Origin of the sequence: Anaerovibrio sp. (assembly GCF_045637405.1) — a bacterium.
Classification (GTDB): Bacteria; Bacillota; Negativicutes; order Selenomonadales; family Selenomonadaceae; genus Anaerovibrio.
Genome location: NZ_JAZTZI010000018.1, coordinates 1 through 10116, shown reverse-complemented (window position 1 = coordinate 10116; position 10116 = coordinate 1). Strand labels below are relative to the sequence as shown.

Sequence of the window (10116 nt, the reverse complement as noted above, 5' to 3'; positions counted from 1 at the left end):
CCGACTTCACTCCCCACAATTGTTCATGTTCTTTTTCAGGGCACACTGACGAATTTCGCAATACTTCTCACAGTATATAAGCTTCACACCATCAGCACGACAGCCTTCACAATTAATATGCTCTGGCTTGATAGGCGAATTGTACAGCTCACTCCAGGCCTTGGCGGTCTTTTCCCGCAGGGCATCGTCATTGTTGGCCGTAGCAATATAGGCATCACATTGTTCACAATCCAGTCCGCAAAACGCAAGTAGCTCTTTCATAAAAAATATCCCCCTATAATACACACTTTCATTTAATCCCTTTAATGGGTTCTCATCCAATCATCCAAAAACTTCATCTGCTCCTCGGTGTGGAACCAATGCTCACCCTTCTCCATAACCGTCAGCCCGGCCTTGTGCTTCTCGGCAAATTTCTCCATAGTTTCCCGGGAAGTAAGCTTATCCTCACTGCCATACAGTATTTTTGTCGGCACATTCCAGCTGATGGGGTGGCTTCTCACATAGGAAAGACACTCCCAGGACAAATCCTCCCCAAACTCCGTGGATATGACCCCCTTGGCCTCCAGCTCGGCCTCCGTTACATTGGCCCACATCATCATATCCTCAATGAGCCGTTCCATATTCACAATAGGCGAAATGAAATAGGCCTTCTGAACAAGTCCATCCAGATTTCCATTCATGCTGAAAAAGGCACCAATACTATTGGCCACCAGTATTACATTGTCATACTGCGTTTTCAGCTTCTCCACGAAGGCCCTTATCTCTTTTCCCGTTTCCCAAGGTGCGCTGGTCTTATAATCCAGTCCCACAACCTCAGCATCCGGGAACAGTGCCTTATAATGATCGGCCTCCGCTGCACTGCCGCCCTTTCCGTGAATATATAATATTACAGTCATCCAATTCTCCCCTGTAAGTTATTAGCAAAACATTTCCCAAAAATAATTTTTTTGCTTAATCCTCCAAAGCCTTCAAAGCTGCCTCACGGGCATGAATCAGGGTAGTATCATATACTGGAAGTACACTATCCTCAGCGGATATCAACATACCAATTTCCGTACAGCCAAGGATAACGCCCTCTGCCCCCTGCTCCTTCATGGAAGATATAATGCGTTGATACTCTTTGCGGGATGATTCCAAAACCTTTCCCAAGCACAGCTCATCAAATATAACATTATTTACCAGCTCAATATCTGCTTCATCAGGTATGATTACCTCAAGACCAGCCTTTCTGAATCGCTCATGTAAAAATTCCTGAGTCATGGAAAACTTGGTTCCCAAGAAGCCAACCTTGGTCAAACCGTCCTCTTTTATCTTCTTAGCCGTGGTATCGGCAATATGTAAAATAGGTATATTAATTTTCTTCTCTATATCCGGCACCAGCTTGTGCATTGTATTAGTGGCAATAACGATAAACTCCGCTCCAGCATCCTCCAAGCGCTTAGCAGCCTTTGATAAAATCTCAGCATTGCCGGCCCAGTTACCAGTGGCCATATTATTTTCCAGAGGGGCAAAGTCCACATTATACATCATAATTTTAGCACTGTGATAGCCGCCCAGCTTTTCAGCAACAGTTCTATTCAATATCTCATAATAGGTAACTGTACTTTCCCAACTCATTCCCCCAAGCAATCCTATAATTTTCATAATACCCCATCCTTTCAATCTGCAATTTGCCCTAGAAATCATATTTAAAATGACTTGAATCCAATACTAACCATATATTATTTCCTTACCAATTCCTTGAATATTGCCTCCCTATCATAGTTTCCCTTTGCCAAGCCAGGGATTTCCTTATATGCCTTACACACCGCAAGACTCATCTCCGTAAAAATACTATTTATCTCTTTATCTGTATAAGGACAATCATCAGTTACAATAAGGGTAGCCATACTAAAGGCTACCAGCCACAAATTACGGAAATAGCAATCCGCTGTATATGCATTCATATTATATATATTCATTATGGATTCCCGTACCAAATTTTGTGACAGCTCCAATGCCTCCATAGCACCTCCTGAGGAATCACTGGATTTGGTTAAAAATAATAGCTTATACAGCTCCGGCTCCTCCTTGGCAAATCGGATATATTGCTGCCCAACTCCCAAAAAAGGAATCTCCTCCTTAAGCCCATCCCGAATATACCTACGATAATGGTCCTGAGCCTGTTTATACACTTCACACTTAAGCTGTTCAATAGTTTCAAACCATGTAAAAATCGGTCTTGTGGATACCCCAAGCTCTGCCGCTACCTCACGGGCAGTAACAGCCTCAATCCCTTTTTTCCTAACGATATTTAGTGCTGCACTGACAATATCTTGTTTTTGGAATTTAACTCGTGGTGGCATGACACATTCTCCTTATTATAATTTATGTTATGTAACATATGTTACATAATATAAATTATAATATAATCACTTTATTTCTATGTCAAGGAAAATATAGATATACTACCAAAATAATGATAAAATATAATTTAAACTATTAAATATCAATACATAAAGGATGTGCTTTTTTTGGATACCTATCACCCCACACTTATATTTGCCATAATATTTGTTTTAATGCTGATTAATGTTTTTTTTGCCATGGCTGAGACGGCTCTTACAGAAAGTCATAAAAGCCGATTGGAAAAAATGATTGATGACAATATCCCGGATGCCAAAGCTGCTTTGGAGCTTTTTGAGGCACCGGAGCTGGCCTTTGTGGTTGTTCAGATTGGCATCACTCTGGTCAGCATATTGATGGGTGTTGCCACCAGTGTTCTGCTTTCTCCTGTAGTAGGTGAATATATTAGTTTCGTACCATATCATGATACGGTTGCCCTGGTGGCCAGTATTGTGGTGGTTACCTATTTTACCCTGCTGCTTTCCGAATTTTTGCCAAACTCCATTGCCATGCGTCACCCTGAGCAGACACTTATTAATTGTCAGGGCACATTGCGCACCTTGGTTAGGGTTACCAGACCTATTACAGCCATTCTTGAAGCCTCTGCCAGCTTCTTCCTTAGCTTTTTCGGTATTAACCTAAAATACGAGGACGTGGTTACTGAGGATGAGGTTAAGGACCTTATTGAACAGGGAACAGAGGACGGAACCTTCGAAAAAACAGAACAGGATTTAGTTGACCGGGTATTTCACATGAGCGACCAAACCGCTTATTCCCTCATGACACCAAGAACCCAGATGATGTGGCTGGATATAAATGATTCCCTGAATCACAATCTCGACCTTATAAAAAACGCCTCAGAATATATTATCCCTGTGGGGCGTGACAGTCTGGATGAATTCTGTGGCGTTATCTACACAAAGGATATTTTAAATGCTGCCCTTAATGGCGAATCCTTGGAGCTGGAGCCATTTATCCGTAAGCCAATGTTCATCCCCCGCTCCATGGAAACCTTCCGTGTACTTGAGCAGTTTAAGGAATCAGGTATCCATGAGGCGGTTGTGCTTGACGAATATGGTGGTGTAATCGGATTTATTACCCTGCAGGATATTCTTTTGGAGCTTATTGGGGATACCAATAATGTAAACGAACAGGAACAATTGCAGATTGTACCAAAGGATGATAATGAATGGTACATTGACGGTATGTGCTCCATTGATGACTTCAAGGAAAAATTCGATATTGATGAACTGCCAGAAGAAGAACAGGACTATTACCAAACCATGGGTGGCTTCGTTACATCTCTCTTTGGCTATATTCCTAAAAAAGGTGAAACGGTTGAATGGGATGACTTCACCTTTGAAATAAGCCGCCTGGATAAATACAGAGTTGATAAGATAATCTGTACCAAAAAAGAAGAAGAACCGGAGCCTGAATCAGAGGATTAATTTTAATAAAATCACTGCACTAAAAGAGGTATGTGCTGAAATGAAGACATTTCGCACATACCTCTTTTTATTGTTACATTACCTTAGAATCTGAACTTCTGCAGTGAAGTCTGTAATTCCTGAGCCAAATCAGCCAAGGACTGGCTGGCATCTGCTATCTCTGTTGCAGAAGCACTCTGTTCCTCGGAAGCGGCAGAAACGCTTTCCATTTCCTGAGATACCTCATCACCCTTGCCGGCAATGCGGACAGATTTTTCATTGATATTTTGGGTATCCTCAGATACAGCATGAAGCTCCTCAATCATGTTCTGAGCACGCTCTACTACACCATTGGAAGCTATATTAATAGCCTGGAAGGTTTCCCGGAGCTTTTCTACAGAAGCACTGCCTTCGCGAACAGCTTTGCTACCCTTTTCCATGGATGCAACTGCATCACTTGTATTATCCTGTATCCCTTTAATAAGAGAGGTAATCTGCTGAGCAGCATTCTGAGACTCCTCAGCCAGCTTTCGTACTTCCTCTGCTACAACAGCAAAGCCACGGCCCTGCTCACCTGCACGGGCGGCCTCAATAGCAGCATTCAGAGCCAGCAGATTGGTCTGTCCAGCAATACCGGAAATGGTTTCCACAATCTGGCCAATTTCCTGGGAGCTCTGGCCCAGCTTATTAACAGTATCGGCAGATTCTTTAACAATGGCCTCAGCAGACAGAATCTGCTGAACAGCAAACTCAATAGCCTTAGTACCATCCTCTGCCTGATTGTTTGCAGACTTGGCCTCATTGGTAACTGCTCCGGCAACATTGCCAAGATTCTGAACTGCCTCGCTGGATTTATCTACAGAAGACTTCATATCCTGCAACAACTGTTGCTGTTCAATAACCGCAGAAGCAGATGTGGTAACATTCTGAGCCACCTGGTCGGAGGCCTGGGCGGACTGACCAGCTGAAGCTGTCAGCTCCTCTGAGCTTGCAGCAAGCTGCTCGGAGGAACGGCTAATCTGGCGCATCAGCTTATTGAGAGTGACGCAAACATCGTCAATAGCCCTTTCCATAGCACCAAACTCATCACCACGATCTACACCATTGTTATCAGTGCGGAAATCACCATCACGCAGCTTATGGCAAATCCCCATCATCTTATTAAGTGGAGAAGTAATTTCCCTGGTAATCCACATAGAAGCACCAACCAAAATTACCAATGTAAGAACACTCAGGACAATCATATTCCGTCTGGCTGCTGCGCTTTCTTCATCATTTTGCTTATCGATAGCATCGGCCGCCTTGGCTGCTTCATCAGCCAGATTAACTAAATCACTGGCTACCTGGGTTGCCGCCTTGGCACTTGTATTGTATTCTTCAAGACCAGCGGCCTGCTGACCACTTTGGGAAAGATTTACAGATTTCGTTAACCCTTCCTTTAGTTCATTCCAATCCTTGGTAGTCTTTGCAAAAGCCTCAGCCGTTTCTGCTATACCGCTATTGGCCTTATTAAAGGCTTCAAGACTTTCATCAGTCTCCTTGACAGCATTGTCAAATTTTTGCTTCAGGTCCTGCATACGGGCAGGGTCATTCTGCACTGTAGTCATAATAACAGTCATGGTCTGAGCTGATCTCATTCCCTGTCGGGTATCACCCAAATGAACTAATCCCATAACATTAACATTGTACATATGAGTCATATCATCCTGTGATTTTTGTAAGGCTCCTAAACCAAAAAAGCTAATAACTGCCAAGCCCAAGGCTGCAATCAAGGCCAATATAAGCAATTTATAGGCCACCTTGAGATTATTCATGAATTGCATGACATATTCCTCCCTACTTTGTAATTAAAAAGGTTTTATGAGTTAACATTCGCTATCAACAGTATTTTTTCCTTCTATATTCTCAATAAAATAATATTATTAATAAAAAAAGTCCCCTTTTAAAGAGGACTTTTCCCAGAATAATCTTACTCTGTTTAAATTAATTCATACATATTCTTGGTCTGTTCCAAAATACTGTCACGGCGTTTCTTGGATTCTGCAAAGTAATCATGGACCGCCTGACGGTCACCGCTTTCTATGGCAACAATAACCTCAGCTAAAATTCCCTGTAACAACTTTAAATGATTAGTTATAGCCTCTTGGTTAGTCATGCAAATATCGGCCCACATATCCGCATTCGAGGAGGCTATACGGGTAGTATCCTTAAATCCGCCTCCAGCCAGCTTCAGACAGGCTTCCATATCGCCATGACTGCGATTTAAAAGAGTTACCAGGCCTGCAGCAGCCACATGAGGAATATGGCTTATTACAGAAGCGCAGCGGTCATGCTGGGCTATATCCAAGGTTTCCAAATCCGCCCCGGTGAGTCGTACCAAATCACAGATCTTATCCGTAGCCTCCTTTGGCGCACCAGTATTTTCTACTATTACATAGCATTTATTTTCAAAGAGGTCCTTTTTGGCAGCTGTAACACCACTCATTTCACGACCTGTCATTGGATGCCCGGCAACATAATAAATATCTGGTGGCAAAATCTTCTTCAGATTCTTCCAAATAAACTGCTTGGTACTTCCGGCATCAGTTATAATAGCACCAGACTTTAAATATGGAAGCATTTTCTCCACCATGGGCACCATCTGTAATACAGGTGTACTAAGGAAGATAACATCTGCATCCTTAACCACTTCTTCAATATCAGAAGAGACAAAGTCAACTGCCCCCATTTCAATGGCCAAATCCATGGATTTCCGGGTACGACACTGACCGGTAATGTAGATATCATCTCCCATTTTATCCTTCAAACAAAGGCCTAAGGACCCACCGATAAGGCCCACACCGATTATGGCAAGATTTAATCTGGCCATTGATTATTCCTCCCTTAAAATGGCGGACATACGCTTAATTTCAGCCATTACCTTTTTAAATTCCTCCGGAGTCAAAGACTGGTCTCCATCGCAAAGAGCCACCTCCGGATGTGGATGTACCTCAATAATAAGGCCATCAGCCCCAGCGGCAATAGCTGCCTTTGCCATTGGGCTTACCATGCTGCGACGGCCGGTACCATGGCTTGGATCCACAATAATAGGCAAATGGGACAATTCCTTGACGGCTACCACTGCACTGAGATCTAATGTGTTTCTGGTGTATGTTTCATAAGTGCGAATACCGCGCTCACAGAAAATAACATCATCACAGCCGGAGCTCATAACATATTCAGCAGCATTAAGCCATTCCTTGATGGTGGCACAAAGACCTCTTTTTAGAAGAACAGGTCTGCCAGCCCGGCCAACCTCCTTCAGAAGCTGGAAATTCTGCATATTGCGGGCACCAATCTGAAGCACATCAGTATACTCTGCCACTTCCTCCACTGTACGCTGATCCAAAACCTCAGTTATCACCTTCAAATTAAACTTGTCTGCAGCCTTACGAAGCATCTGCAAACCATCCTCTGCCATTCCCTGGAAATCATACGGGGAAGTACGTGGTTTGTAAGCACCACCACGCAGGAACTGAGCGCCACCGGCGGCAACAGCCTGGGCTGCCTCCATAAGCTGGTCCATGCTTTCCACGGCGCAAGGTCCTGCCATTACCACAGGCTCCGGTCCGCCGATCTTTACGCCGCCAACATCAATAACAGAATTTTCCTGCTTAAATTCACGGCTCACCAATTTATATTTCTCAGTTATACGGACAGTTTTTTCTACCCCCGGCAGAGCACAATGCATCTCCAGCTCACTGATGGCCTTCTTATCACCGATAACACCAACGATAGTACGGGAAGTACCGGTGGACAAATGATAATCTAGTCCTTCAGACTTTATTTTAGTCTTTACTCTCTCTAAATCCTCTGCTGTTGAACCTGGTGCCATTACAATAATCATAATTTTTTCCTCCTCAAATAAACTATACTGCAAAATTCGTTAGTTTGAAGAAAATGTACAGGCAGAAAATAAAAAAACTCGCCCCCTGTAACAGGGACGAGCATTACTCGCGGTACCACCCTGCTTGCCTTAGCAAGCCACTCTCTTCGGGTACTAACATACCCTAGCCTACGATAACGGGGGCTTCCGACAAGGCCTACTATTAGTTCAGCCTGCAGCTCACGAGTGTATTTCGTCAGTTTCACTTACTGTGTTGCACCAACCCACAGCTCTCTGAAAAGCTCTGCTGATTACTTCTCTCGCTCAATGCCTTTTCAATATGAACATGCTTTACACTTCATGTGCCTAATTATAACAATGGGTTTATTTAGTGTCAAGCAAAATTATTCAAACAACATGGCAATTTCGTTACAATTAGGGAATTTAGGGCAATCAATACATTCCTTCCAGATTTTATGCGGAAGCTCATCCTTGCTGATTACCTTAAAACCGCATTTTTCAAAAAACTTCTCCTGATAGGTCAATGTAAAGACCTGACTGATACCCAGCTCTTTTCCCTCTTCGATGAGCCTGTGGACAATTTCCCGGCCAATTCCGCGACGGCTATGGGCAGGGTCTACTGCCAATGAACGAATTTCCGCCATAAATTCCCATGTAATATGGAGTCCACCTACACCCACAATACCATCCTTTTCATCAATGGCCACAATCATATCACGCAGTGATTCATAGAGAGCATTGCGTGAGCGGGCCAGCATCAACCCCTCCTCCGCATAATGATTAACCAGCTCATATATTTCTTCTATATCAATAAACTTTGCCTTACGATAAATCAATTGTCTCACTCCAAAACTCTACGCTACTATTTCACTTCATTGCTTGGACATACCTCTGCCAATGGACATTCCGCACATAAAGGCTTTCTTGCCTTGCATATTTTACGTCCATGCCATATAAGCCAATGATGAGCAGCTGACCATTTTTCCCGGGGAATAGCCTTCATCAGCCCCTGCTCAACTTCCATGGGAGTTTCCCCCGTTGCCAGCTTAAGTCGATTGGAAATGCGGAACACATGGGTATCCACCGCAATGGCCGGTCTGTTAAAGGCCACAGAGCTTACCACATTGGCTGTCTTTCGGCCCACGCCTGGAAGCTTTAACAAAGTATCAAAATCCTCCGGAACTTCCCCGTCAAATTCCTCCACCAAAGTCCGACAGGTGGCCATAATATTTTTTGCTTTACTCCGAAAAAGGCCACAATCACGAATCTCCTGCTCCAACGCGTCAACACCCATATCAACTATGGACTGAGCATCAGGTGCCTTGGCAAAAAGACGGGCTGTGGTAATATTTACCCGTTTATCTGTACATTGGGCAGATAGAATAACCGCTATTAAAAGCTCAAAGGGGTTGTTGTATACCAGCTCAGGCTTGGCCCCGGCATAAATCTGTCCAAGAATCTCTATTTGTTTTTCCTTGATTTTTTTGGTTACTCTCATTTTTTCACCTAAATGGCCCATTAGTTAGTCAGGCTGCGCAATGGTGCCGGAATACGGCCTCCCCTGGCAATGAAGGCCTCCGAGCTCCAGTTGTTACGAACCTTAACAATTGGGCACCGACCCAGAAGGCCACCAAATTCCACACTGTCGCCCACCTTCTTACCTGGAACAGGAATAACACGGACAGCTGTAGTCTTGTTATTAATCATACCAATTGCCGCCTCATCGGCTATAATACCAGAAATAGTTGCAGCGGTGGTATCACCTTCCACGGCTATCATATCAAGACCTACAGAGCATACACAGGTCATAGCTTCCAGCTTTTCAATGGAAAGAGAACCACATTCAATGGCTTCAATCATTCCCTGATCCTCACTTACCGGAATGAATGCTCCGGAGAGGCCACCTACATGGGATGATGCCATAAGTCCGCCCTTCTTCACCGCATCATTAAGAAGTGCCAAAGCCGCAGTAGTACCCGGCGCACCACAGCTCTCCAGCCCCATCTCCTCTAACACATTGGCAACAGAGTCACCTACAGCTGGAGTTGGTGCCAAAGAGAGGTCAATAATTCCAAAAGGCACGCCAAGACGACGGGATGCCTCACGGGCCACCAGCTGACCCACGCGGGTAATCTTAAAAGCTGTCTTCTTAATGGTTTCAGCCACCTCTGTAAAATCTGCTCCCTTAAGATCTTCAAGGGCGTGTTTTACCACACCTGGTCCGCTGACACCCACACTTACAACCTTCTCTGCTTCACTGACCCCATGGAAGGCTCCTGCCATAAAAGGATTATCCCCCGGGGCATTGCAGAATACTACCAGCTTGGCACAGCCCAGGGCATCCCGATCGCGGGTAAGCTCTGCAGTACGCTTAATTACCTCACCCATCTGGCGCACACAATCCATATTTATTCCAGC

11 protein-coding genes and 1 other annotated feature are annotated in these 10116 nt (G+C 44.2%); of the genes, 1 reads left to right on the top strand and 10 read right to left on the bottom strand.

The features are described 5' to 3' along the window. Positions 1 to 6: 6 nt before the first annotated feature. The 4 genes from ACKI5G_RS01400 to ACKI5G_RS01385 form a co-directional block, all read right to left on the bottom strand. Positions 7 to 261, bottom strand: a complete 255-nt coding sequence (locus ACKI5G_RS01400; protein ID WP_407396932.1) for a DUF3795 domain-containing protein — start codon at positions 259 to 261, stop codon at positions 7 to 9. A gap of 41 nt (positions 262 to 302) precedes the next feature. Continuing rightward, the gene (locus ACKI5G_RS01395) at positions 303 to 896 is read right to left on the bottom strand and encodes an alpha/beta hydrolase (protein WP_407396931.1); all 594 of its coding nucleotides are present in this window, start codon (positions 894 to 896) and stop codon (positions 303 to 305) included. A gap of 55 nt (positions 897 to 951) precedes the next feature. After that, the gene (locus ACKI5G_RS01390) at positions 952 to 1644 is read right to left on the bottom strand and encodes an aspartate/glutamate racemase family protein (protein WP_407396929.1); all 693 of its coding nucleotides are present in this window, start codon (positions 1642 to 1644) and stop codon (positions 952 to 954) included. 77 nt (positions 1645 to 1721) lie between these two features. Further along, positions 1722 to 2345 (bottom strand): TetR/AcrR family transcriptional regulator, encoded by a 624-nt coding sequence (locus tag ACKI5G_RS01385; RefSeq protein WP_407396927.1) that lies wholly within the window; start codon positions 2343 to 2345, stop codon positions 1722 to 1724. A gap of 159 nt (positions 2346 to 2504) precedes the next feature. Here ACKI5G_RS01385 and ACKI5G_RS01380 point away from each other — a divergent pair, with 159 nt between their 5' ends. Then, positions 2505 to 3833, top strand: a complete 1329-nt coding sequence (locus ACKI5G_RS01380; RefSeq protein WP_407396925.1) for a hemolysin family protein — start codon at positions 2505 to 2507, stop codon at positions 3831 to 3833. Between the two features lie 83 nt (positions 3834 to 3916). Here ACKI5G_RS01380 and ACKI5G_RS01375 read toward each other — a convergent pair whose 3' ends face one another. The 6 genes from ACKI5G_RS01375 to ACKI5G_RS01350 form a co-directional block, all read right to left on the bottom strand. After that, positions 3917 to 5635, bottom strand: a complete 1719-nt coding sequence (locus tag ACKI5G_RS01375) for a methyl-accepting chemotaxis protein (protein WP_407396923.1) — start codon at positions 5633 to 5635, stop codon at positions 3917 to 3919. A 155-nt stretch (positions 5636 to 5790) separates the two neighbouring features. Next, on the bottom strand, positions 5791 to 6681 hold the full coding sequence (locus tag ACKI5G_RS01370; RefSeq protein ID WP_407396921.1) for a prephenate dehydrogenase: 891 nt from the start codon (positions 6679 to 6681) through the stop codon (positions 5791 to 5793). 3 nt (positions 6682 to 6684) lie between these two features. Then, positions 6685 to 7698, bottom strand: coding sequence for a 3-deoxy-7-phosphoheptulonate synthase (gene aroF / locus ACKI5G_RS01365; RefSeq protein WP_407396919.1), 1014 nt, complete (start codon positions 7696 to 7698; stop codon positions 6685 to 6687). A gap of 89 nt (positions 7699 to 7787) precedes the next feature. Continuing rightward, positions 7788 to 8014, bottom strand: a binding site (T-box leader). A 67-nt stretch (positions 8015 to 8081) separates the two neighbouring features. Next, a complete protein-coding gene (locus ACKI5G_RS01360) occupies positions 8082 to 8534 on the bottom strand; it encodes an N-acetyltransferase (RefSeq protein WP_027396941.1) in 453 nt (150 codons plus the stop codon). Positions 8535 to 8560: 26 nt separating this feature from the next. Next, the gene (gene nth / locus ACKI5G_RS01355) at positions 8561 to 9196 is read right to left on the bottom strand and encodes an endonuclease III (RefSeq protein ID WP_407396917.1); all 636 of its coding nucleotides are present in this window, start codon (positions 9194 to 9196) and stop codon (positions 8561 to 8563) included. 20 nt (positions 9197 to 9216) lie between these two features. Then, positions 9217 to 10116 (bottom strand): PFL family protein (locus ACKI5G_RS01350; RefSeq protein WP_407396915.1); only part of this gene is annotated, 900 nt, incomplete at its 5' end.